Origin of the sequence: Ningiella ruwaisensis (assembly GCF_004798935.1) — a bacterium.
Lineage (GTDB): Bacteria > Pseudomonadota > Gammaproteobacteria > Enterobacterales > Alteromonadaceae > Glaciecola > Glaciecola ruwaisensis.
In genome coordinates this window covers 255,104-278,253 of sequence record NZ_RAHT01000002.1, presented here as the reverse complement: position 1 = coordinate 278,253, position 23,150 = coordinate 255,104, and the positions used below count along the sequence as shown (strand labels likewise).

Annotated in this window: 21 protein-coding genes; 10 read left to right on the top strand and 11 right to left on the bottom strand. The window is 43.6% G+C overall.

All coding sequences use genetic code 11. The features are described 5' to 3' along the window. Positions 1-97 precede the first annotated feature (97 nt). From lpxC to D6V41_RS04650, 5 genes are all read left to right on the top strand, one after another. On the top strand, positions 98-1,027 hold the full coding sequence (gene lpxC, locus D6V41_RS04670) for a UDP-3-O-acyl-N-acetylglucosamine deacetylase (RefSeq protein ID WP_136250319.1): 930 nt from the start codon (positions 98-100) through the stop codon (positions 1,025-1,027). Between the two features lie 355 nt (positions 1,028-1,382). Beyond that, positions 1,383-2,255 carry a M23 family metallopeptidase gene (locus D6V41_RS04665; protein ID WP_136250318.1) on the top strand — a complete coding sequence of 291 codons (873 nt, stop codon included), beginning with the start codon at positions 1,383-1,385 and terminating at the stop codon, positions 2,253-2,255. 219 nt (positions 2,256-2,474) lie between these two features. Beyond that, positions 2,475-5,189, top strand: coding sequence for a preprotein translocase subunit SecA (gene secA / locus D6V41_RS04660; RefSeq protein WP_136250317.1), 2,715 nt, complete (start codon positions 2,475-2,477; stop codon positions 5,187-5,189). A gap of 217 nt (positions 5,190-5,406) precedes the next feature. After that, positions 5,407-5,805, top strand: a complete 399-nt coding sequence (mutT, locus tag D6V41_RS04655) for an 8-oxo-dGTP diphosphatase MutT (RefSeq protein WP_136250316.1) — start codon at positions 5,407-5,409, stop codon at positions 5,803-5,805. 50 nt (positions 5,806-5,855) lie between these two features. Then, the gene (locus D6V41_RS04650; protein WP_136250315.1) at positions 5,856-6,575 is read left to right on the top strand and encodes an aspartate/glutamate racemase family protein; all 720 of its coding nucleotides are present in this window, start codon (positions 5,856-5,858) and stop codon (positions 6,573-6,575) included. A gap of 9 nt (positions 6,576-6,584) precedes the next feature. Here the strand turns inward: D6V41_RS04650 and D6V41_RS04645 are convergent, their stop codons facing one another. The 7 genes from D6V41_RS04645 to D6V41_RS04615 form a co-directional block, all read right to left on the bottom strand. After that, complete coding sequence (locus tag D6V41_RS04645; protein WP_136250314.1) at positions 6,585-6,872, bottom strand: type II toxin-antitoxin system RelE/ParE family toxin; 288 nt, start codon at positions 6,870-6,872, stop codon at positions 6,585-6,587. Further along, complete coding sequence (locus tag D6V41_RS04640) at positions 6,862-7,110, bottom strand: ribbon-helix-helix domain-containing protein (protein WP_136250313.1); 249 nt, start codon at positions 7,108-7,110, stop codon at positions 6,862-6,864. The genes D6V41_RS04645 and D6V41_RS04640 overlap by 11 nt, the downstream gene beginning before the upstream one ends. Before the next feature lie 70 nt (positions 7,111-7,180). Beyond that, positions 7,181-8,098, bottom strand: coding sequence for an aspartoacylase (locus D6V41_RS04635; RefSeq protein WP_136250312.1), 918 nt, complete (start codon positions 8,096-8,098; stop codon positions 7,181-7,183). Continuing rightward, positions 8,095-8,355, bottom strand: a complete 261-nt coding sequence (yacG, locus tag D6V41_RS04630; RefSeq protein WP_136250311.1) for a DNA gyrase inhibitor YacG — start codon at positions 8,353-8,355, stop codon at positions 8,095-8,097. The genes D6V41_RS04635 and yacG overlap by 4 nt, the downstream gene beginning before the upstream one ends. Positions 8,356-8,505: 150 nt before the next feature. Continuing rightward, positions 8,506-9,258: a cell division protein ZapD gene (zapD, locus tag D6V41_RS04625; RefSeq protein WP_136250310.1), complete on the bottom strand. Its 753-nt coding sequence runs from the start codon at positions 9,256-9,258 to the stop codon at positions 8,506-8,508. Positions 9,259-9,277: 19 nt separating this feature from the next. Beyond that, positions 9,278-9,928: a dephospho-CoA kinase gene (gene coaE, locus D6V41_RS04620; protein ID WP_136250309.1), complete on the bottom strand. Its 651-nt coding sequence runs from the start codon at positions 9,926-9,928 to the stop codon at positions 9,278-9,280. Positions 9,929-10,006: 78 nt separating this feature from the next. Continuing rightward, complete coding sequence (locus D6V41_RS04615; RefSeq protein ID WP_136250308.1) at positions 10,007-10,882, bottom strand: prepilin peptidase; 876 nt, start codon at positions 10,880-10,882, stop codon at positions 10,007-10,009. 258 nt (positions 10,883-11,140) lie between these two features. Between D6V41_RS04615 and D6V41_RS04610 the strand changes: the two genes are divergently transcribed. Further along, positions 11,141-11,554 (top strand): Ohr family peroxiredoxin, encoded by a 414-nt coding sequence (locus D6V41_RS04610; RefSeq protein WP_136250307.1) that lies wholly within the window; start codon positions 11,141-11,143, stop codon positions 11,552-11,554. Between the two features lie 81 nt (positions 11,555-11,635). Here the strand turns inward: D6V41_RS04610 and D6V41_RS04605 are convergent, their stop codons facing one another. The 4 genes from D6V41_RS04605 to nadC all read right to left on the bottom strand — a co-directional run bounded on the left by D6V41_RS04605 (position 11,636) and on the right by nadC (position 15,737). Next, positions 11,636-12,526, bottom strand: coding sequence for a DMT family transporter (locus tag D6V41_RS04605; protein WP_136250306.1), 891 nt, complete (start codon positions 12,524-12,526; stop codon positions 11,636-11,638). Between the two features lie 391 nt (positions 12,527-12,917). Beyond that, complete coding sequence (locus tag D6V41_RS04600) at positions 12,918-14,129, bottom strand: type II secretion system F family protein (protein ID WP_136250305.1); 1,212 nt, start codon at positions 14,127-14,129, stop codon at positions 12,918-12,920. A 70-nt stretch (positions 14,130-14,199) separates the two neighbouring features. After that, entirely contained in the window at positions 14,200-14,625 is a 426-nt protein-coding gene (locus D6V41_RS04595) for a pilin (protein WP_136250304.1), read from the bottom strand. Positions 14,626-14,876: 251 nt separating this feature from the next. After that, on the bottom strand, positions 14,877-15,737 hold the full coding sequence (gene nadC, locus D6V41_RS04590; protein WP_136250303.1) for a carboxylating nicotinate-nucleotide diphosphorylase: 861 nt from the start codon (positions 15,735-15,737) through the stop codon (positions 14,877-14,879). Positions 15,738-15,936: 199 nt separating this feature from the next. Between nadC and ampE the strand changes: the two genes are divergently transcribed. The 4 genes from ampE (at position 15,937) to aceF (ending at position 23,026) form a co-directional block, all read left to right on the top strand. Then, positions 15,937-16,938, top strand: coding sequence for a regulatory signaling modulator protein AmpE (ampE, locus tag D6V41_RS04585; RefSeq protein ID WP_136250302.1), 1,002 nt, complete (start codon positions 15,937-15,939; stop codon positions 16,936-16,938). A gap of 112 nt (positions 16,939-17,050) precedes the next feature. Continuing rightward, a complete protein-coding gene (locus D6V41_RS04580) occupies positions 17,051-17,833 on the top strand; it encodes a GntR family transcriptional regulator (RefSeq protein ID WP_136250301.1) in 783 nt (260 codons plus the stop codon). Between the two features lie 402 nt (positions 17,834-18,235). Beyond that, the gene (gene aceE, locus D6V41_RS04575) at positions 18,236-20,932 is read left to right on the top strand and encodes a pyruvate dehydrogenase (acetyl-transferring), homodimeric type (RefSeq protein WP_136250300.1); all 2,697 of its coding nucleotides are present in this window, start codon (positions 18,236-18,238) and stop codon (positions 20,930-20,932) included. Between the two features lie 12 nt (positions 20,933-20,944). Beyond that, complete coding sequence (gene aceF / locus D6V41_RS04570; RefSeq protein WP_136250299.1) at positions 20,945-23,026, top strand: dihydrolipoyllysine-residue acetyltransferase; 2,082 nt, start codon at positions 20,945-20,947, stop codon at positions 23,024-23,026. The last annotated feature ends 124 nt before the right edge of the window (positions 23,027-23,150 follow it).

The following is a 23,150-nucleotide window of genomic DNA, read 5'->3' as shown; positions in this document are numbered from 1 at the left end:
GTACAAAGTGCTTGAAAAATAAAAAACCCTTTGTGTTCAAGGGGTTTTTTGTTACACTTTTATGAATTTATCAAATTAATTACGAAAAATTACTAAAATGCTCAAACAGCGAACCATCAAAACCGCCGTTACGGAAACCGGCATAGGTTTGCACAAGGGACGCAAAGTGCGCATGACATTACGACCTGCACCGGCTAATACTGGTGTTGTCTTTCGTCGCATCGATTTAGATCCGGTTGTTGATATTCACGCAAACGCCCGAGACGTCGCAGATACTACATTGTGTACCTGCATCACCAACGAGGCCGGCCACTCTATTCACACGGTTGAGCATTTGGCTTCGGCATTGTCAGGTCTTGGTATAGATAACATTATTGTTGAAGTTGACAGTCATGAACTCCCTATACTTGATGGTAGCGCTAGTCCTTTCATTTTCTTGCTTCAAAGCGCAGGCATTGAAGAACTAGATGCGCCAAAACGATTTATTAAAATCAAACGAACGATTCGCGTCGAAGATGGTGATAAATGGGCAGAATTTAGACCGTACAATGGCTTCAAGGTTGATTTTGCTATTGATTTTGATCATCCGGCTATTTCTCAAACGCGTCAGCATTGCGTATTAGATTTTTCTAAAGATTCTTATGTGGATGAGGTGAGCCGAGCAAGAACCTTTGGCTTTATGCGCGACTTGGAACTGATGAATTCTATGAATCTGGCGCTTGGCGGCAGTATGGATAATGCAGTGGCGCTTGATGAGTATCGCGTACTTAATCCGGAAGGCTTGCGTTATTCCGATGAATTTTTAAAACATAAAATTCTTGATGCAGTAGGCGATTTGTTTTTAGGCGGTCACAATTTAATTGGTGAGTTAGTGGCTTATAAAACCGGTCATGGCCTTAACAACAAACTACTTAATGCTATTCTGGATGCAGAAGACGCCTGGGAATATGTTGAATTTGAGAATGAAGACAGCCTGCCAATCAAATATATAGAATCTGGCTCTTCCTTTGGAATGAAGTTTGCTTAATTTTGCTTAATAGTTAGACAATTTAAAAAAGCGTCTTTTTAGTGGCGCTTTTTTTATGGTATTTTTCGACGCACTAAAACTTCATCATCTAAGGCGTCGATAATAATTAACTATATGAAAATTCTGACAAAAATATTTGAGCTTCATACATTTGTGTATGCGCCGATATAAGTAAGATATAAAAAGACACTTTGATTTTATATTTTTGCTGTTTAGTATAGGCGCCGATATAAATCGTAAGGGCTTTATTAAATTTTTGAATTTGACGTAGTAGCGCGCTAGTGGCTATGGCACTGGATTAGCGCCGCTAGAGTTCGGGTTTAATAGATAACACATTTCGATAGGCAGTTAATGAATGAACATCACTATCCTCGTTAAAGGAAAGCGCACCCGTATCGCTAAGCGACTTTCGCTTCGCCGCGTGGTTAGTGCCTTTGTGCTTCTATCGCTTGTTTTGCTCGTTTCCAGTCGAAGCACAGAATCGGTATACGAAAATCAAATTCGCCTGAATGTGGTTAAAACCGGACTTGAGCAACAAATCGCTCGTGTTTCGCAGTTAGAAAACGCAACGCATGAGCAAGTTGCAGAGCTTGTTCAGCAAATAGCTGGTATGCGAGCAAAAATTGATTACTTAGACACCGTCAGCCACAGTATTGCTGAAAAAAACGGCCTAACGACTGACGACTTTACCCTGCCGGAAGAAATAAAATCACCATTGGACGCACCTGAATCGTTAAGTGCTGCCATGCACGATATGCAACAAGCGCTGGAATTTAAAGTTCAGCAAATAGAAGCCCTTGAAACTATTCTTATTGGACTCAATATAGAACAAGAGAGTAAGTTAGCGGGCCGACCTGTTGCCAAGGGTTGGTTGTCATCTTATTACGGTATGCGAAAAGACCCGTTTTCAGGTCGACCTGCCATGCACAAAGGGGTCGATTTTGCGGGTAAAACGGGTTCTGGTGTTATTGCAACGGGCGCAGGGATTGTGACGTGGGCGGGAGAACGCTCTGGCTATGGCAATCTTGTTGAAATTGACCATGGTAATGGTCTTAAAACGCGATACGGGCATAACGATGTTATCCAGGTCTCGATGGGAGACGTGGTCACCAAAGGTCAGGTGATTGCACTTATGGGCAGTACGGGTCGCTCAACAGGCGCCCATGTTCATTACGAAGTGTTAAAAAACGGAAAACAAGTTGACCCTTTGCCCTACGTGTACCGCTAGTTATCTGCGCTTAGGTTGCTGTAATAGCCTTATATGCGTGAGTTCTTTCCTTACTCTCCCTAGTTTCTTGTCAGCTTTTAAATACCTAGCACAGTAAATGCCTCGGGTGTGACGAAAAGCAACTTTTTATCAAGAACGATAAGCACTTGTGTTTTTTGGTAAGCTTTTTTGTTACCATGACGCGTTTTTTAAATACACGAATTTGGATGTTCCATAAGCATGTTTGCAAGTATCTTTAAAAAAGTTTTTGGCACGCACAACGATCGCCTGCTGAAAAAAATGCAAAAGTCTGTTGTCGCGATTAACGCCCTAGAATCAGAATTTGAAGCCCTAAGCGATGAAGCATTAAAAGCGAAAACCGATGAGTTTAAGCAGCGCATTGCTGATGGTGCTAAACTCGACAGCCTGATTATCGAAGCTTTTGCAGTGGTTAGAGAAGCAAGTAAACGCGTATATGGTATGCGTCACTTTGATGTGCAAATGCTCGGTGGTTTAGTGTTGCACCAAGGTAAAATTGCAGAAATGCGTACCGGTGAAGGAAAAACCCTGACCGCGACTTTACCCACCTATTTAAATGCACTTACTGGGAACGGTGTTCATGTTATCACCGTCAACGATTATCTTGCCAGGCGAGATGCGGACTGGAGCCGGAGCTTATTTGAATTTTTAGGCCTAAGCGTAGGGTGTAACGTCCCGGGTATGCAGCAGCAAGAAAAGCGTGAAGCCTACAATGCGGATGTGACCTACGGAACAAATAACGAATTTGGCTTTGACTATCTGCGCGATAATATGGCCTTTAGTCCACAAGATAGAGTGCAGCGACCGCTAAGCTATGCAGTAATCGATGAAGTTGACTCTATCCTGATTGATGAAGCTCGAACCCCTCTGATTATTTCAGGCGCTGCCGAAGATAGCTCAGAGCTATACAAAAAAATAAATACCATCATTCCGCATTTAAACCAGCAAGAAAAAGAAGACGAAGAAGACAATCACGGCGAAGGTCACTTTACGGTAGATGAAAAAGGGAAACAGGTTCACTTAACCGAAAATGGTCAGCTATTTGTTGAAGAGTTGCTGCAAAAAGAAGGGCTTTTGCCTGACGGTGAATCTTTATTTGCCGCCGCTAATATTCCACTTCTTCACCATGTGAATGCGGCTTTGCGTGCCCACAAGTTATTTACCAAAGATGTCGATTATATTGTTAAAGATGGCAAAGAAATTGTCATTGTTGATGAGCATACAGGACGCACAATGGAAGGGCGGCGCTGGTCAGAAGGTTTACACCAGGCGGTTGAAGCAAAAGAAGGCGTAAATATTCAAAATGAAAACCAAACGCTAGCATCTATTACCTTCCAAAATTACTTCCGCCTTTATGACAAACTTGCCGGTATGACCGGTACAGCAGATACAGAAGCCTTTGAATTTAATCACATCTACGGCCTTGAAACGGTTGTCATTCCAACCAACAAGCCCATGATCCGCAAAGACTTTGCTGATCGCATCTATTTAACTGCGCAGGAAAAATACGAAGCGATAGTTGAAGATATCAAAGATTGTGTTGAGCGTGGCCAGCCGGTATTGGTAGGAACAGTATCCATTGAAAACTCTGAGTTACTGTCCAAGATACTTAAAAAAGAGAAAATCAAACATAAAGTACTGAACGCGAAGTTTCATGCTCAAGAGGCTGAAATTGTGGCGCAAGCCGGGATGCCTGGCGCTGTAACCATTGCGACCAACATGGCAGGTCGGGGAACCGATATTGTTCTAGGTGGTAATTTACAGGTTGAACTTGAGGCGAAAAACGATCCTAAGCCAGAGACAATCGAAAAACTCAAAAAGCAATGGCAGGAGCGTCACGATGCAGTGCTCGAAGCTGGCGGTTTACACATTATCGGTACAGAACGTCACGAATCTCGCCGAATAGATAACCAGCTTCGTGGTCGTTCAGGCCGTCAGGGAGATGCGGGCTCCTCTCGTTTCTATTTATCTTTAGAAGACCCATTAATGCGTATTTTCGCTTCTGAGAAAATGGGCGCAATGATGAAGCGTTTAGGTATGGAGAGAGGCGAGCCTATTGAGCATCCATGGGTATCTCGCGCGATAGAAAATGCACAGCGCAAAGTGGAAGGCCGTAATTTCGACATTCGTAAGCAATTGCTTGAATACGACGATGTTGCCAACGATCAACGTCGTGTAATTTATGAACAGCGCAACGAACTCTTAGACGAAGGTGATATAGGCAAAACCATTGTTAACGTTCGTAAAGACGTAATGGATACCGTTATTAGTCAGTATATTCCGCCGCAGTCTCTGGAAGAAATGTGGGATGTTGAAGGGCTTGAAGAACGCCTTAAAGGTGACTTTAGCCTGGATTTACCGCTTCGTAAAATGCTGGATGAAGATGACAAACTTTATGAAGAAAAGCTTCGCGAGTTTATCCTTGAAAAAGCAGAGCAAGCTTACAACGCGAAAGAGCAAACGGTTGGCGCACAGGTGCTGCGCCAGTTTGAAAAAGCAGTGATGTTGCAAACGCTTGATACGCATTGGAAAGAGCATTTAGCGTCGATGGATTATTTGCGTCAGGGTATACACTTGCGCTCTTTTGCACAAAAAAATCCGAAGCAAGAATACAAGCGTGAGTCGTTTGAGTTGTTTTCAACTATGTTAGATAACCTCAAAATTGAAGTGATCAGTATTTTGTCTCGCGTTCAGGTTCAAGAGCAAAAAGACGTTGAAGCGGTTGAGGCGCAGCGTCGCCGACAGGAAGCAGAGCAAATTGCTGAACACAAGGCCGCTCCATCGCAAACTGGACAAGGCGAGCAACCTGAAAAACCACAAACGGTACAAAGACAAGGACCGAAAGTAGGGCGCAACGATCCATGCCCATGTGGCTCAGGCAAAAAATACAAACAATGTCACGGTAAATTAAAATAAGGGCACACACGCAGGCTTGTTCGCGGCTGTTCAAATAAAGAAGAGGGGGGTGAGCTGTCAAAGACGCTTTTCGCCATCCATGGCCGCTTGACCAAAGGCGTCCATGCCTTTGGACACTTTGACAGCTCACCCCCCTCTTTTTTATTAAAACAGCCGCTAAGTAATTTCTCAGATTGTTTTAAACCATGCTAGTTATAGTCAGAAATAGGGTGTTTAAGTGAAGTATATTGATGTGGCGGTTGGTGTAATTTACCGAAACCGCCATTTTTTTATCTGTAAACGTAATGCCGAGCAGCATCAAGGCAATAAATGGGAATTTCCCGGTGGCAAGGTCGATGCCGGAGAGTCCCCTGAGCAAGCATTGCAACGAGAGTTGGAAGAGGAAGTTGCGATACAGACTACCGATTTTGAAACCTTAATTAATTTGGAATTCGAATATCCCGACAAACAAGTGCGTTTACATGTATTTTTAGTGAAAGATTTTAACGGCACTGCAAAAGGTGCAGAAGGACAGGAGGCTGGATGGGTCTCGGCTGAGCACTTGGCAAACTATGATTTTCCAGAGGCTAATGTTTTAATTTTGGATAAACTCCGGGAAGTCAATCTGATTGATTGATTTTCTTTTATAAGCCTGTTGTAGACTTTTTTTACTATGAGCAACTTACTATGAGAAGTGCACGCCCAACAAAAATGAAAACCATTGGTATTTTAGGTGGAATGAGCGATAAAGCCACGATGGAATACTATAGGTTTATTAATGCTCAGGTAAACGAGCGACTTGGGGCTTGGGAAATTGCTGAAACGCTTATCTGCGGTGTTAATTTTGGTAACATTGAATACTATGTGCGTAACAATGCCTGGGAAGAGGCGCGTTCGTATATAGAATCGAAAGCCATGCAGCTTGCTAATGCGGGAGCTGATGTGATTGTCTGCGTCTCAAATACTATGCATAAAGTGCTTGATAATATTGAAGCGCAAACAGGAGTTCCATTTATCCATATCGCCAAACCTACTGTAGAGGCCATTCAGGCGCAGCGTTTGAAAAAAATCATTTTGCTTGGCACGCAACCTGTCATGAAAGCTGATTATGTCAAACAGGAATATCATCAAGCGGGTATTGAAATTGTAGTACCGGGGGAAGCTCAGCAAACTGACATTGACCGGATTATTTTTGACGAACTCGTTAAAGGCAGATTACTTGAGAGTTCAAAGCAGTTTTACATCGATACCTGTTTGTCGTTACAAAAGTCCACTGGCGCGCAAGGCGTGATTTTAGGTTGTACTGAAATATTGTTACTTATTAGTCAAAGCGATTTTGCAGAATTGGCTGTTTTCAATACCACCGAACTGCACGCCAATGCGGCGGTAGATTTTGCCCTTTCCTAAAAACAAAAACTAGGGCCTATTTTCGTATTTCACAAGAGCCATAATCTCGACTGTTTTATCGACGATGCGATAATAAATGGCGTGCTTTCCGCAAACGCTTCGCCTATAGCCTGCTTTTATTTCATCAACCGACCTGAATAAATATGGGTTTTCTGATAAAAGCTGAAAGTGTTTTAAAAGTGAGTCAAAGTATTGGTCTGCTTGCTTTTCACCCCACTTGTAAAAGCCCTCGATGTAAATAGCATCTAGATCTTGATCAGCCTCATTGGAAAGAACACATTGATACTTATCCTTCATTCTGATTCAAGCGCCGTTTGGCTTCCCTTCGTACTTCATCGGGACTACGACTGCTAAACCCACTTTTTTCAGCTTTTGCTAATTTTGCTCGCAATAACTCCAATTCCTCCTGCTCTTTTCGTGCCTTGCGAATAAGATCATTTATCACCTCGCTCTTGGAGCTAAATTCTTGGCTGGATACTTGCGCTTTCAGCCATTCGTCATTTGGTGAAGAGAGTGTGATGCTTTGACGAGACATTTTGAAACCTTAAAAGAGTTGATGTTGATGCAATCATGCACCAACATCGCATCAGCATCAAGGATAAACACTAAAACAAGATCTTATCGGCAGTAGCAAACGCTAAATTTAGCCTGTCGTAGGCAGCTTCGCCAATAAAGTGTGGGTAGACCGTCTCGCCATCCCAGAGCACTTCTGACTCGTCTAAATGCAAAAAGCAAGGCTTACCCTTGTTTAAGGGTCTAAAGTCTCTAGCGTCTAGAGCTGGGTGGATCATCGCATTTCGCTGGCCAGAATCATCAACAGGATAAGGCATTTCACCTGTTAATTTAAATGCCTCGACTTGAGCTAAACCTGACAGCAATTCCTTTTGTTCACTCTCTTTCTTTCTACTCTCAGTGAAAAGCGCAATAAATTTAAGCACATGTTCTGTCATTTCAAGCGTTTGCTGATAAACCTCGCCTCTTAAAGTGCCTTGAGGTTGAGGTCCTACTTCAATCATCACGCTTTTTTTAGCAAGCGTGCAAAAGTAAGGATGGGCAAGATAGTCAACATGGTCTTCCACCAAAATAACGGCGCTTGGCATTTCCTTTTTCACATAGCGTGCTAGCTGGCGGTTAAAATCATCGCTTTCAAGCACGATGAGTGTAGGTCCCATATTGCTTGTGGTGTTATGAATATCAATCAAAAAATCGATTTTTGGTGTTTGTTTTGGGCCAAAGCGCTGGTTAAGCGTTTGCGCGAGTGCATGTTCATGCAGTGTAGTCTCATTCGATTGCTTTTGATAAATAGCAAGCTTTTCCAGCGAAAACTGACGATTGAAATCTTCGTCAATGAAGCGAACCCGTTTTTCGATGGCCAGCTCATTGACCAGTAAAAAATCCAGAGAGAAGCTTTCTGCATGTTGCTTTAGCTTACTATCGTCCTGCATCCAGTGTTTAACTGCATACACACCCGATAATTCGTTGCCATGCGTGCCGCCACAAACTAAAACCGACTGAATATTCATGATTTAAAAAAGTCATCCTCTTGCTGTGAAAGCATCGCCTCAATATTTTCAATGTCGTCAGCACTCAAACCAAATTCGGTTTCAGCATTGCTGTCTTTACCCGCCGGAATTGCATTTTCTTCATTGGCCCACTGACCTAAATCAATCAGTTGACATCGTTTAGAACAAAAAGGGCGGTAGGGAGATTTTGCATCCCAGATGACTTTTGATTTACAGGTGGGGCAGGTAACCTGTGTTGCTGATTTACTTGTTGTCATTATAAACCTGAACTCAAGATGTTTTTTAAGATACCTATTTCAAGATAACTCTTTCAAGATAACTAGTTCAAGAAACCTGTTTCAAGATAACTGTTTCATGATAACTCTAAAATATCTTACGTGTAGAATAAAAGAGAGCGAAAGCTCAAACTAACAGCATGCAATTTCAAATTCAATTTTGTCTGCAAGTGCGCCTGTGCTGCCTTCTTCAGGAAATAAGGCCATAAATTTAATGCCATAGCGATATTTATTGCCGCTTAATACCGGATAATAGCCTTGCGTATTATCGCATTTGATGCGTATCAGTTCGATTTTATCTTCCACGTTCCCCTGATAAAAACCGTTTTTAGCTTCAACGGTGCTGTAGCGCCCGCGTTCACGCAAAAATGACAGCAGCATTTGCACGCTGTGCTCAACAAGCTGCAAATGCGCCCGCCACTGCTGTACGTTTTTATGCTTAATTTCGTCAGCTTGCTTTAGCCAGCAAAATAAACTGGGTAAATCAAAGGTAGTGGCACCGCCGGGGATGGCAAAACGCTGACGAATATTATTCAAAAACTTTTCTTCGCGGATGCCCGAGCCGAGTTTTTTGTTTGTTTTAATTTCAGCCGCTAATCGATGAATGGTTTGTAAGGCTTGCTCAAGCGCAGAGCTATCAATATCAGGATGCTGTGACCAATAAACCAGGTTCTTTTCCTGCAAATCAAGATCGCGCACAAAATCGGTGCGTAAATCCAAACGCTCAATGAGATCAATGAGGTCAAATAGAACTTCAAAAAAGTGTAGGTACTGAAACTCATTTTTAGCGTTTTCAACTTCATTAAGTTGCTTGAACAATTGCTCTAAACGTAAGTAGTTTCGCACCTTCTCGCAAAGTGGAAATTCGTATTTTGCAATCGTCATTTAGCTCTCCTGAATATTATTATTTTTGTTTTACGTGCTGTGCGAGATTGACGTAAAGATTATGTAAGTTTTCCACTTGCTCAACAAGTGCCAGTTCGTTGCCATTATTGTTGACCACATCGTCGGCAACTGCAAGCCTCTGCTGCCTGCTTGCCTGATTCTTCATAATAGCTTGGATGGTATTTTTAATCGCTTGTTCATTTTCAGTTGAAAGAGACTTGGATTTTACCTTATCGCGCTGGCTGGCTCGTTCAAGTTGAATTTGCTCATCCACATCCACCACAAGCACTCTATCTACCAGATGTTGCAACTGATTTTCAACAAGTAAGGGGATGGAAAGAATCGAGTAGATTGAAGATGCCGCCTGGGTTTGCGATATCATTTCGTCGCGGATAAGCGGATGCAGCAGGCTATCTAAAAAGCGTTTATCAGCAGGGTGAGAAAACACCCGCGTGCGTAGGGCATTGCGATCTAAAGTGCCATCTACCAGTAAAATCTCTTCGCCAAAGCGGTCTACTATTGCATCAAGACCCTTGGTTCCTGGCGCGACGACTTCTCTTGCTATCACATCAGCATCAACGACAACAATGCCTTTTTGGGCAAATAAATCGGTTACCGTGGTTTTACCAGAACCGATACCGCCTGTGACGCCAACTACAAACTGACTCATTTAAATCAATACTTAATGAATGAATAAGCATAATCATACTGAGTAAACGCGCCAACTGCGAGGATTTAAATTTATGCTTTAAATCAAAGTATTCAAATACCAAGCGGCAATGTCATTTCCGTATAGCACGGTTAAATAACCCGCTGCAGCAAGATAAGGCCCAAACGGAATGGCCAAAGACGTGCCTTTTCGCTGTGCGATCATCAAACCTATCCCCACAACCGCGCCAACCACTGAAGAAAGCAAAATAACAATAGGTAAATGCTGCCAGCCAACCCAAGCGCCTATAGCTGCCAAAAGTTTAAAGTCGCCAAAGCCCATGCCTTCTTTACCCGTGGCAAGCTTGAATAACCAGTACACGGTGAAAAGCGATAAATAGCCGGCTACTGCACCATAAACCGCGTCTACTAACTGAGTGGGCTCAAATACCGCAATAACCAGCAGGCCAAGCCATAAAAAGCTCAAGGTGAGCGTGTCGGGTAAAAGCATTTCATCTATGTCGATAAATGTCATTGCCACTAAGAGCCATGTTCCAAAAATAAAGGCCAGAGTGAATGGCGAGTAACCCAGTTGATAAGCGGCAAGGGCACTTAATACGGCGGTTAATAATTCAATGGCAGGATATCGAAATGAAATAAGCGCCTTGCAAGCGCTGCATTTGCCGCCTAAAAACAACCAGCTTAATACGGGAATATTTTCCCACGCGCGAATTTTGTGATTGCATTTAGGGCATCGCGAGTCTGGTTTGATGAGATTAAAGGTCTCGTGTTTTTGGGATTCAGCCTGTTCGCCTTTGGCATCGCTTTGATATGCCTGAACCTCAGCTTCCCATTCTCGCTTCATCATCACAGGTAGTCGATAAATAACTACATTTAAAAAGCTACCTACTAAAAGACTGAGCACAAAGGTAAAGCCTATAAAGAAAGTAGGTGACTGTTGAATGAGTTCGATCATGTTAATCCTGTGATGGCCTTGTAAGAAAATCTCGTTCTTATATTAACGGCAAATCAAAGCGATAGTGTAGTCCACATTCATTTTAAATCCCTCAACTTAGCGCTTTGCGCATTTAAGCTTTCATGTGGTGATAAATTGAGAACAGGAAAATTTCAGCGCATTGCGAGTCATTTAAATGCTCGAGCAGTTCAACAAGGATCTTTACGGAGTAAACCACAGTATGAAACCTTAACGTTCAAAATAAAAATCGGAGAGTTAATGAAAACTTTATATTCAACCACATCGACAATCACCGGTGGCCGTGCCGGCAAGGCAAGCTTAAGCGATAGCGATTTAAAAATTGATATGGCACCACCCGGTGGAGGTGGCAAAGGGAACAATCCAGAGCAATTATTAGCAATTGGCTATGGAGCCTGCTTTGACAGCGCGCTTGGTGTTGTAAAAAAAATTGAAAAGGCCTCCTTTACCTCGCGCACGCAAGCAACAGTTGAGCTGCTTCAGGGCGACGAACATGAATATAAACTTGGCATAAAAATTCACGTTATTGGCCAAAATACGGATTTATCTGCAGATGAGTTTCAGGCGATTGTTGAGAAAGCGCACGAAGTATGTCCGTACTCAAAAGCGACACGCAACAATATCGACATTGAAGTGAGTTCAGAAATTGAGTGAGAAGCGCAATTAGAAGCCAAAATGGTCAGCATGGACAGTTTAGCCTGCTGACCTTGTATCTAAAGCTATAGGCCGAAATTTTTAAGCCTTTCTCAACAACAACAATACTGAAATAAGCACGAGAACAAATCCACTCCATTGAAGCAGATCAAGTTCGAGGCTGAGTAAAGAAACTTCTAAAACCAGTGTAAGAAGGGGCGCAAGCGCAATCAGGCTTGCGGCCACCGTTGCAAGGGTGCGGTCAAACACCTGATACAGCGCAACGGCAAAGACCCCCATACATGCGCCAGCCACTAAAACCCATAGCCAGGTTTGCCACTCAGTTGTTGCTATGCTGGTAAACATCCATGGGACTAGCAGAAAAAGAACCAATACACCGCCTAGGGCACGACCAAATGCGATAATTTCAGGCTGTAAATCTGATAATGCTTTTTTGGCAATGACGTCGCTAATGCCTATAAGTGGTAAGGTTGCCAAAAGCGGCCAAAATGTCCAGTTGAGTGAAGCAAGGCCAGCATCAGGCTGAACATTCACAAGCAATAATCCAATAAAAATTAAGCCAATCCATAGGTAGCTCAATACATTTAAGCGCTCATGCAAAATCAACCTTGCAGCGATTGCTGTTGCAACCGGATAGGCTGATTGAAATAAAGCGCGATTAGATGCGCTCGCCTCGATCATGGCGATAATACCCAATAAGGGCACAAGACCAGAACCTAGCGCGCCAACCACCAATACCGCACGCCAATCTTTTTTTGATAGACGCTTTAAATCAACAAGCTGCTTTTTTGCAGTAAGCCATATAAATACAAGCACACCTGAAATAAGCGTAGTGGAAAACGCAATTAACAACGCAATTGACAAAGCAGCGTCGCCCTCATCAAGCGCCATTTTTTTAGCTAATGGCGTGATGCCAAGCGCAAGCACTGCAGCAAGTAGCCAAAAAATTAATGTGACAAGTCGAGCGCTCATAAAACAATCCTGTTAAGTTTATGAATATTCGTCGTTTTCACGAGGCACATTAAAAAAAAAGGGATTATTATCGTGTAAATAAGATGCAGTCAAAATACCCCTCCGAGTTTATTTAAATATCAGCCCTTTACCGGCTATTCACTAAAGTGCTTATTCATAGTATAGCAGTATCAGATTATTACGTATTTGCCACAAACGCTGACTTAATCAAAGTGATGCTTGTGTTATCGTGAGGTAATAAACATAGAATAATTCAGCTTTTGGAGCTTAGGTTATTTTTAAGATGCTTAAAAAAACGAGGTGTGTAATTTAGCAACCCGCTTAGTTAAGCGGGTTGCTTGTATTAATAAAGATATGAGTTGCCAGCTGGGCTAAATTTTGATTTGGTAATTTAAACAACCGCGCCCATTTGGAAGATAGGTAAGTACATGGCGATAATTAAACCACCAATGACCACACCTAAAACCGCCATAATCATTGGTTCTAAAAGAGCGGTTAAGCCATCAACCATATCGTCTACTTCAGCTTCATAAATGGTGGCGATTTTGCTCAGCATCTCATCTACCGAGCCTGATTCTTCACCAATGGCAACCATTTGTGTCACCATATCAGGAAAAACCGCCGTTGCGCGCATAGCCACATTCATTTGAATACCGCCCGCAACCTCTTTACGAATATATTGAATGGCATCACGATAAACCGCATTACCAGATGCTCCTGCGGCCGAATCGAGTGCGCCAATTAACGGAACACCCGCAGCAAAGGTGGTAGATAGAGTTCGGGTAAAGCGAGCAATTGAGGCTTTTTTCAGTATTTCACCAATGACCGGGATTTTAAGTACATAGGTATCAACCCCGTCTCGCAGTTTTTGTGAGTTGCGGTGGGCTCGCACAAAAAGAAAGCCTGCTGCCCCCATACCTGCACCGATATAAATGCCATAGCTTTGCACAAAGTCAGAAATATTTAGAACAAATTGAGTAAATGCTGGCAATTCAGCGCCAAAACCTGCAAATATGCTTTCGAATTGCGGTACAACATAGATAAGCAGGATGATAGTAACGATAAAAGCGACTACCAATACTGCTATTGGATAAAACATCGCTTTTTTAATTTTAGATTTAAGAGCTTCTGCTTTTTCTTTGTAGGTAGCTATTCGGTCATAAACTGTCTCAAGTGAACCTGATTGCTCACCGGTTTCTACGAGATCACAATATAAATCATCGAATTGAAGAGGATATTTTCTGAGTGTGGTATTCAGTGGATTGCCGGATTTTACTTCTCCAGTGATATCAGCCATCATCTTTCGCACAGCGGGTTTATTATGGCCCTGTCCAATCATTTCAAGGCTTTGAATTAGCGTAACACCTGCATTGAGCATGGTAGCGATTTGGCGAGAAATAATTGAAATATCTTGGGCACTCGCCTTTTTATCGCCGAGCTTAAAAAGTGGCTTAGGTTGTTTCCGGACCGATTTTGCTGAAATACCTTGGCGTCTTAATAAATTTTTTGCCTCAATTACGTTTGTAGCAGATATTTCGCCTTTCGTTTTTTTACCGTTTCGGTCGGAACCTTGCCATACAAATGTTTCTGCAACTTTAGCCATTGTTTACCCTCATTCAACATGGGAGATAAAAAAGCCCAGCGAGCTGGGCTTTGTAGAAGATAAGCTTTAATTAATCGCACTGAGTTGCAGGCACACAGGTTTCAGCCCATGTAAGCTCGCCAGTTGCAGCTGTGTAAGTAGGCGTAAGTGTGTAGGTTGGGTCTTCTCCACCAATTTTATTGTTTGTGCGGCCTGTTATGCTGATCACGCCATTCTCAACGTCAACGCCAACCACGTCGTCGCTAGCAGTAGTAGTTCCAGGGATTGATTCTTCACCAGAATCACAAAGGTCAATATCAGCCGTCAACTGAACACAAATTGTAACAGCAGAACGAGCAGAAGTTGACGCTGTTTTTAGTTCAGAGAACTTAGCACGGTCTGTGTAGTTCTGATAAGCTGGCAATGCGATTGCAGCAAGAATACCGATGATTGCAACAACAATCATTAGTTCGATTAAGGTAAAACCTTTTTGAGCAGATTTGTTAAATTTAGACATGGTGTACATTCCTCATAGTGCGTTGCTAACGCGTCAATTTCAAAGTTAAATTACTTAAACTAAGCAAGTTATTACTAGCTACGAAATAATGGCTGCAAAAGACAAGTCGTGAACAACACTCTCTCCTCAACCTCGGAAACGATTATAAAACCATCAACCAAGTTGTGAAGTATGCAAGCGCATACTTAAGTGTATGTTTTCAAACAAGCGTTTCGTGTTGCTTAGCGCCTTTATAATTTAAGTGTTTGAAATTACTCAATTAAAAGCGATAAGTCTAATGCCTTAACATGCTTTGTTATTGCACCAGACGACACGTAATCCACTCCAGTACTTGCTAATTCCAGCAGTCTTTCGTCAGTAATATTGCCTGAAACTTCAAGTTTACAACGCCCGTTGGCAATAGAAACTGCCTCTTTTACTTGTTCGTTGTTGAAATTATCAAGCATTACTATATCGGCGCCTGCTGAAATAGCTTGATGAAGTTCATCAAGATTTTCTACTTCAACTTCAATAGGTTTACTTGGGTTCATAGCGCGTGCTTTATTCACAGCATTGCTTATGCTGCCGCAGGCCTTTATATGATTTTCTTTTAATAAGTATGCATCATATAGCCCTATGCGGTGATTTTTTCCGCCGCCACAAACTACTGCATATTTTTGGGCTTGTCTATAACCCGGTATGGTTTTTCGCGTGTCGAGCAAAGAAGTTCTACTTTCGGCTAGTATAGCGGCATAGCGCTTGGTTGTGCTTGCCGTTCCGCTTAAAAATTGCAGGAAGTTAAGTGCGGTTCGCTCAGCGCTTAATATTGCTCTTGCTTTGCCTTTTATTTTAACTAATACATCATTAGTTGACAGTTCATCGCCATCCTGTTTCAGCCATTCAAGTTCGATGGCTTCGTCTATTTGTTTAAATGCTTCGGTGGCCCAGGCAACGCCGCAAAGCACGCCTGCTTCACGAGTTATAATATAAGCGTGGGCAAAACTTGTTTCGTCAATCAGCATCGCGGTAATATCATTGAGCGGATTGACATAGCCGCCCAAGTCTTCTGAAAGGGCGGCACGCACGTCGTCAGCAATGTTTAAATCATAATTTGAAAGCATCGTAGAAGGCATATACAAACTTACTCAGTAAAATTTTGCGAAGAGTTTACATGACTAGCTTGCTGAGCTTAAGTTTCTTTTACTATAAAAACGCAATTCTTGCTTGAACCCCGGCACCTTGAGTGCGATGCTCAGCGATAAGCATTGATCAAATGCGCATAGCACATATACTTAAGGCTACGTGTGTTGACTAACATAAGTTGAGTAAACCTTGACCTTATTTGCCTTATTAATAGTAATGGCGCTAGAGCGCGTTACCACAAAGTCCAAGCAATTTCACATTGCAAGCTTGGCTGAGTCCTATTTTAGTTTTTTGCAGGAAAAAAACTGGATAAAGGCTAACGCCGGCCTAGTCTCGGTGATCCTAGTTGCAGCAGTTCCTCCCTTTATTGCCTGGTTGTTAGTGGAATACTTACCTGCATTAATCGTTTTCTTCCTTTACTTAGTAGTACTTTGGGTTTGCCTCGGATGTCCGGTCACCCGCAAAACCTATAAACGCTATTTAGAGGCGGCACATCGAGAAGACTTTCAGGCTTGTCAGCTTCATAGCATGGAATTTGGAAATGAAGGCGGTGAGCTTACCAATGTAGGTAAACAGTTGGTGCTGGTCAATTATCGTCAATATGCATCGGTCATCTTGTTTTTCATATTTTTGGGTATTCCCGGCGTAATTTTTTATTCCCTGGTAAAAGAGTGGGTATTTTTTAACAAGCGCATGGCAAACGTTAGTGCGCAAAACGCAGCTACGTATGATGAGAAAGTACATGATGAGACGGCGCATGATAAGAAAGTGCACGATGAGCAAGCATGCGCCGTAGGTGAGTCTGCGCACAGTAGCGAGTTTAATAAACCGGTTGAAGAGGATATTGATATAGACAGAGCAGAGGTTGAAGTTGTGCAGGTAAATCAGGAACATACTGATGCGGCAAAGTTACTTTTTGTTCTTGACTGGATACCGGTACGAATTACGGCCTTTGGATTTTTAGTGGTTGGGCATTTCTCAAACGCGCTTTCTGCCTGGTTTGAGATAATGACCGATGCCTCTGTTTCTGCCTACGATGCTTTGGCGCGCGTGTCAAAAGCGGCTGAAGATGTGGGTGATTGCGATGCGCATTTAAATGAACCGCTGCAATTGGTGAAACTGGTTAAGCGAAACATAGTGTTTATATTAGTTGCCTTATCTTTACTCACAATGGTCGGAGTAGTTGCCTAAACGCTTTACGTTTAGATAAAACTTGCCTACAATGCTTTGGTTAATTGGTATTACCAATATTCTGAATTTGCATTCGGGTCTGAAAATTCAACTTTAATTTTAAGGTAAGTGAATGATTAAGCAGGCAAAAATATCTGACATGATCACCGAGCGTCTTGAATCGATGATCTTGGACGGCACGCTGACCGCCGGCGAAAAGCTATTGCCTGAACGTATGCTCGCTGAAAAATTTCAAGTATCACGCCCATCTCTTCGCGAAGCCATCCAAAATCTTACTGCAAAAGGCTTGATTGAACGCAAGCAGGGCGGCGGCACCTTTGTTACGAAAAGTTTAAATAAAGCAATGACCGATCCGCTGATGGAATTGGTTGCCACTCGACCCGAAACGCAATTTGATTTATTAGAGTTCAGGCACGCACTAGAAGGCATGGCAGCTTACTATGCGGCACTACGTGGGCAGGAAGATGATTACAAAGCGATAACCGACTCTCTGTATGCTTTGCAAACGCTGAGCGGAGAATCGAGTGAGGTTGAAGCTGCTGAGATTAAAGCCACCAGGGAAGCAACAGCGCTATCTGATTTTTATCTGACGATGGCGAAGGCATCGCATAATATGGTGCTGCTGCATGTTATGCGCACGATGCAACCTATGTTGGTTGACAATATCCAGCGAAACTTTGCGATGCTGCGAGCTGGCGCTGAAGATATCAACAGCGTAGAGCAAAAAATACAGCAGCAAAGAAAGGATATTGTTGATGCTATTGTAAAGCGCGACCCGATAATGGCACGCTCTGCATCGCATAAGCATTTGGAATATATTGAGAAAACTTTGTTGGACATTAATCAACGCAACGCGAATGTTCAACGAAGCTTAAGAAGACTAATAAACGAATAAAAACCGTTTTAACGGTTGTAAGTGCTGTAAAGATTTAAGGGAGAGGAAGTACTGCGGTTAAAAAGTCGCTTGAACCCATCCATGGGGCGCTCGACTGCCGACATCCATGTCGGCAGACGCTTTTTAACCGCAGTACTTCCTCTCTTAACTTAAATCTTCGCAGCATTATATTTAAAACACGGTTTGATTGGAGGTAGTGGTTAGCTCAGGTTAAGTACATTGTATAAAGAGGGTAGTGATTCGCTTAAAAAAGCCTCGTCGGCAAGGATGCCGACGTGGAGCCCCATGGATGGGTTTATGCGTCTTTTTTAAGCGAATCACTGCCCTCTACAATGTATTTAACCTGAGCTAAACCAAACCAGAGCCAAAACAAACCCTTGAACAAGAGAATAGGACATAACTATGGCTGACAACGGCAACAACATTGGGGCAGGTAGCACTCGTCAAGATATTGACCCGCAAGAAACCAATGAATGGTTAGACGCACTTGAGGCGGTGCTTGAAGAAGAGGGCGTGGATAGAGCGCACTTTTTACTCGAGTCGCTGATTGAAAAAGCACGACGCAATGGCGCTCATTTGCCGTATGACGCAACGACCGCTTATATAAATACTATTCCGGCAGGCCAAGAACCAACCATGCCTGGCGATCAAACCATTGAAACGAAAATTCGCAACGCTATCCGCTGGAATGCGATCATGATGGTACTGCGCGGTTCGAAAAAAGACCTAGAGCTTGGTGGGCATATTTCCAGTTTTGCCTCCTCAGCCATGCTTTACGATGTTGGCTTTAATCATTTTTTCCGAGCGCCAACTGAAGATAACGGCGGCGATTATTTGTTTGTACAAGGTCATGCATCGCCAGGCATCTATTCTCGTGCATATATTGAAGGGCGCTTGACTCAGGAACAGCTCGATATGTTCCGTCAGGAAGTGGATGGTAAAGGTTTATCTTCTTACCCTCACCCTAAATTAATGCCCGACTTCTGGCAATTCCCTACTGTATCGATGGGCCTGGGCCCTATGCAGGCAATTTATCTTGCACGCTTTTTAAAATATTTGACCAACCGTGGATTGAAAGATTGCTCCAATCAGCGCGTATGGTGCTTTATGGGAGATGGCGAGGTAGACGAGCCAGAAAGCTTGGGTGCAATTGGTTTAGCCTCGCGTGAGAACCTCGATAACCTTACCTTTGTTATTAACTGTAACCTGCAGCGTCTTGATGGTCCTGTTCGTGGTAACGGCAAAATCATACAGGAGCTCGAGGGCGTATTCCGCGGCGCTGGCTGGGAAGTGATCAAAGTGATTTGGGGTCGTTACTGGGATCCATTGCTCGCACGCGACACATCAGGCAAATTACTTGATGTAATGAATGAGACCGTTGACGGCGAGTATCAAAACTACAAAGCCAAAGGCGGAAACTACACGCGCGAGAACTTCTTTGGCAAATATCCGGAACTTAAAGACATGGTCGCCAATATGTCTGATGAAGACATTTGGCGCTTGAACCGTGGTGGTCATGATCCGGTTAAAGTCTATGCGGCTTACAAACGCGCAACCGAAACTCAGGGGCGTCCGCAAGTTATCCTGGCTAAAACCGTAAAAGGGTATGGCTTAGGCGCAGCCGGTGAAGGTAAAAACATCGCGCACAACGTTAAGAAAATGGATATCGAGTCGGTCAAAGCGTATCGTGACCGCTTTAACATTCCCTTATCAGATGCAGAATGCGAAGACTTAAAATACTTCAAATTTGATGAAGACAGCCCCGAATATAAATATTTGAAAGAAAAGCGAGAAGCCTTAAAGGGCTACATGCCAGTACGTCGCCCTAAATCAAGCGAAGAGCTACCGGCTCCACCTTTAAAAGCCTTTGAAGCCATCACCAAAGGTTCAGGAGATAGAGAAATCTCTACTACGATGGCCTTTGTGCGCGTACTTACTGTAATGCTTAAAGACAAGCAAATGGGCGACCGTGTCGTGCCAATTATTCCGGATGAAGCACGTACCTTTGGTATGGAAGGCTTGTTCCGCCAGGTGGGTATTTATTCCAACTCGGGTCAAAAATACGTGCCGCAAGATAAAGACCAGGTGGCCTATTACCGGGAAGATAAAAAAGGGCAAGTTCTTCAGGAAGGCATTAATGAGTTAGGTGCAATGTCATCGTTTGTGGCGGCAGGTACCTCATACTCGCTTAACGACCTTCCTATGTTGCCGGTGTATATCTATTACTCCATGTTTGGTTTTCAGCGAGTTGGCGATATGGCCTGGGCCGCGGGCGATTCACAGTGTCGCGGCTTTTTAGTGGGCGGTACCGCAGGACGCACTACGCTAAACGGTGAAGGTTTGCAGCACCAGGACGGTCACAGCCACATTCAGGCAGGGCTTATTCCAAATTGCGTCAGCTATGACCCAACTTACGGATATGAAGTTGCTGTTATTGTGCAAGATGGTATTCGCCGCATGCTCAGTGAGCAGGAAAATGTGTTCTTCTATCTTACTGTAATGAATGAAAACTACATTCAGCCAGAAATGCCAAAAGGCTGTGAAGACGGTATTCTCAAAGGCATTTATCTTTTGGATAAAGTCGGTACAGCCAAGTCCAAGAAAAAGGTAAAACTCTTGGGAAGCGGAACCATTTTAGTGCAAGTGCGCAAGGCGGCCGAATTACTGCACGATAAATATGGTGTGGCTTGCGAGGTATACAGCGCCACTTCATTCAATGAGTTAGGACGAGACGGTATAGATTGCGACAGACACAACATGCGCAACCCTAAAGCGAAAGCAAAAGTACCTTATATTACTGAAGTGCTCAACGATGGTTTTGATGGACCAACGATTGCGGCAACCGACTACATCAAGGCATATGCAGAGCAGGTTCGTCCGTTTGTTCCAGGTTCTTACCGCGTCTTAGGCACCGACGGATTTGGCCGCTCAGACAGCCGCGAAAATTTGCGTCGTCATTTTGAGGTTGATGCAAACCATGTTGCATATGCTGCACTTTATGAACTATTTAAACAGGGTGATTTAAGTGAGAAAGATTTGATGTCTGCTCACAAAGAGTTAGAAATTGACCCTGATAAAATTAACCCACTTTACGCGTAAGGAGACATAACAATGGCAAATTTAGTTGATGTAGTCGTACCTGACGTAGGCGAAGATGAGGTTGAAGTTATTGAGCTTTGTGTTGAAGTAGGGCAAGACGTTGAAGCAGAAGATGCGTTTGTTACCGTTGAAAGCGACAAAGCCAGTATGGATATCCCTATTCCCTTTGCTGGCACAGTAAAGGAAATATCTGTCAAAGTAGGCGATAAAATTAAACAGGGTGACGTTCTCGGTAAAGTGGAAGAAGCGGGTTCAGGCGACTCTGAATCTGACTCTGCTGAATCTAACTCAAACAACGCCGATGAATCGACGAGCAGTAGTAGCGCATCTGAGAACACGTCTGAAAAAACAGCAGAAAGCGCTCCACAAGCGTCGGAAGCATCAGGCTCAAACTCAGGTTCTAAAGGCTCCGGTGGCAGCTCGACTATCGAAGTCACCGTTCCCGATATTGGTGATGCCACAGACGTTGAAATTATTGACGTACTGGTGAAAGAAGGTGACAGCGTTGCAGAAGAAGATGGCCTTATCACGCTTGAAACCGACAAAGCAACAATGGATGTGCCTTGTCCTCAAGCAGGTAAAGTCAAAGAGCTCAAAGTAAAAACTGGGGATAAAGTCTCTGAGGGCTCATTGGTGCTAATTCTCGAAGTAGAGGGTGCTGATTCTGGCTCTGCTGAGCGTTCAGATTCGTCACAAGCTGAATCTTCGGATAAACAAGACTCCGGGCAAGAGGCAAGCGCTGAAAATAAACCTTCAAATGCCGGTGGCGGCGCTAAAGTAATTGATGTCACCGTCCCTGACATCGGCGATGCCACAGATGTGGATGTAATTGATGTGCTCGTTAAAGCAGGCGATAAGGTTGAAGCAGAAGACGGCTTGATTACTCTTGAGACAGACAAAGCCACAATGGATGTACCTGCCCCTGAAGCCGGAACGGTGAAAGAAGTGAAGCTTAAAACGGGTGATAAAGTCTCAGAGGGTTCGCTTGTTTTAACGCTTGAAGTAGCTGGTAGCTCTGATAATGCTGAGCAAGCCGCTGAGGATAAAGAAGCGCCAAAGCAGGCTGAGTCATCGTCAACATCGACTGATTCTCAAAAACAGGAAAGTGCGCAAAAAGCGCCTCCTGTGCCGCATCATCCATCGGCAGGCACAAAAGAAAAAACAGGTGTTGTGCATGCATCACCCTCTGTACGTCGCCTGGCGCGCGAGTTTGGTGTAGACCTTACCCAGGTTCAAGGCTCTGGCCGTAAAAATCGTATCTTGAAAGAAGATGTTCAGTCTTATGTGAAGTACGAACTATCGCGACCTAAAGTCACTGCTGGCGCAACTGCTGCACAAGGCGCAGGAGGCTTGCAAGTCATTGCGCCACCTAAGGTTGATTTTAGTAAATTTGGTGAAGTGGAAGTTAAGCCGCTTACGCGTATTCAAAAGCTCTCAGGGCCTAACCTGCATCGTAACTGGGTGACAATACCGCACGTAACGCAGTTTGAAGAAGCTGACATCACTGAACTGGAAGCGTTTAGAAAAGAACAAAACGCAATCGCAGATAAGCGCAAGTTGGGCGTAAAAATCACGCCACTGGTGTTTATGATGAAGGCGGTTGCTGATGCGCTTAAACATTACCCAACATTTAACTCGTCCTTGTCGGAAGATGGCGAATCTTTGGTAATGAAAAAGTACTATCACATTGGTATTGCGGTAGACACACCAAATGGATTGGTTGTGCCGGTAGTGCGCGATGTTGATAAAAAAGGCGTGATGGATATATCAAAAGAGCTAATGGACATCAGTGCAAAAGCGCGAGATGGCAAGTTAAAGTCTGCGGATATGCAAGGCAGTTGCTTTACTATTTCAAGCTTGGGCGGTATTGGCGGTACAGCATTTACGCCAATTGTGAATGCGCCAGACGTGGCAATTTTGGGTGTCTCGAAGTCTGAGATAAAACCAAAGTGGGATGGTAAGGAGTTCCAACCTCGATTAATGTTGCCACTGTCTTTAAGCTACGATCATCGCGTAATTGATGGTGCATTAGCAGCAAGATTTGCGGTACACCTAGGCGAGTGCCTGGCAGATATCCGCCGCATTTTGCTTTAACGCTGGGCTGGGTTTTCGGAGGCTTTAGACCGAAGCGAGGGCCGGTATTTTCGCAAGACGCTTCGAGCCCATCCGTGGGACGCTTAACCACAGGCATCCATGCCTGTGGATACTTGCGAAAATA

Excerpts from the sequence above, each read along its gene's own strand:
- lpxC (WP_136250319.1), top strand. The coding sequence starts at position 98 with ATGCTCAAACAGCGAACCATCAAAACCGCCGTTACGGAAACCGGCATA.
- D6V41_RS04665 (WP_136250318.1), top strand. The coding sequence starts at position 1,383 with ATGAACATCACTATCCTCGTTAAAGGAAAGCGCACCCGTATCGCTAAG.
- secA (WP_136250317.1), top strand. The coding sequence starts at position 2,475 with ATGTTTGCAAGTATCTTTAAAAAAGTTTTTGGCACGCACAACGATCGC.
- D6V41_RS04650 (WP_136250315.1), top strand. The coding sequence starts at position 5,856 with ATGAGAAGTGCACGCCCAACAAAAATGAAAACCATTGGTATTTTAGGT.
- D6V41_RS04645 (WP_136250314.1), bottom strand. The coding sequence starts at position 6,872 with ATGAAGGATAAGTATCAATGTGTTCTTTCCAATGAGGCTGATCAAGAT.
- D6V41_RS04640 (WP_136250313.1), bottom strand. The coding sequence starts at position 7,110 with ATGTCTCGTCAAAGCATCACACTCTCTTCACCAAATGACGAATGGCTG.
- D6V41_RS04635 (WP_136250312.1), bottom strand. The coding sequence starts at position 8,098 with ATGAATATTCAGTCGGTTTTAGTTTGTGGCGGCACGCATGGCAACGAA.
- yacG (WP_136250311.1), bottom strand. The coding sequence starts at position 8,355 with ATGACAACAAGTAAATCAGCAACACAGGTTACCTGCCCCACCTGTAAA.
- zapD (WP_136250310.1), bottom strand. The coding sequence starts at position 9,258 with ATGACGATTGCAAAATACGAATTTCCACTTTGCGAGAAGGTGCGAAAC.
- coaE (WP_136250309.1), bottom strand. The coding sequence starts at position 9,928 with ATGAGTCAGTTTGTAGTTGGCGTCACAGGCGGTATCGGTTCTGGTAAA.
- D6V41_RS04615 (WP_136250308.1), bottom strand. The coding sequence starts at position 10,882 with ATGATCGAACTCATTCAACAGTCACCTACTTTCTTTATAGGCTTTACC.
- D6V41_RS04610 (WP_136250307.1), top strand. The coding sequence starts at position 11,141 with ATGAAAACTTTATATTCAACCACATCGACAATCACCGGTGGCCGTGCC.
- D6V41_RS04605 (WP_136250306.1), bottom strand. The coding sequence starts at position 12,526 with ATGAGCGCTCGACTTGTCACATTAATTTTTTGGCTACTTGCTGCAGTG.
- D6V41_RS04600 (WP_136250305.1), bottom strand. The coding sequence starts at position 14,129 with ATGGCTAAAGTTGCAGAAACATTTGTATGGCAAGGTTCCGACCGAAAC.
- D6V41_RS04595 (WP_136250304.1), bottom strand. The coding sequence starts at position 14,625 with ATGTCTAAATTTAACAAATCTGCTCAAAAAGGTTTTACCTTAATCGAA.
- nadC (WP_136250303.1), bottom strand. The coding sequence starts at position 15,737 with ATGCCTTCTACGATGCTTTCAAATTATGATTTAAACATTGCTGACGAC.
- D6V41_RS04580 (WP_136250301.1), top strand. The coding sequence starts at position 17,051 with ATGATTAAGCAGGCAAAAATATCTGACATGATCACCGAGCGTCTTGAA.
- aceE (WP_136250300.1), top strand. The coding sequence starts at position 18,236 with ATGGCTGACAACGGCAACAACATTGGGGCAGGTAGCACTCGTCAAGAT.
- aceF (WP_136250299.1), top strand. The coding sequence starts at position 20,945 with ATGGCAAATTTAGTTGATGTAGTCGTACCTGACGTAGGCGAAGATGAG.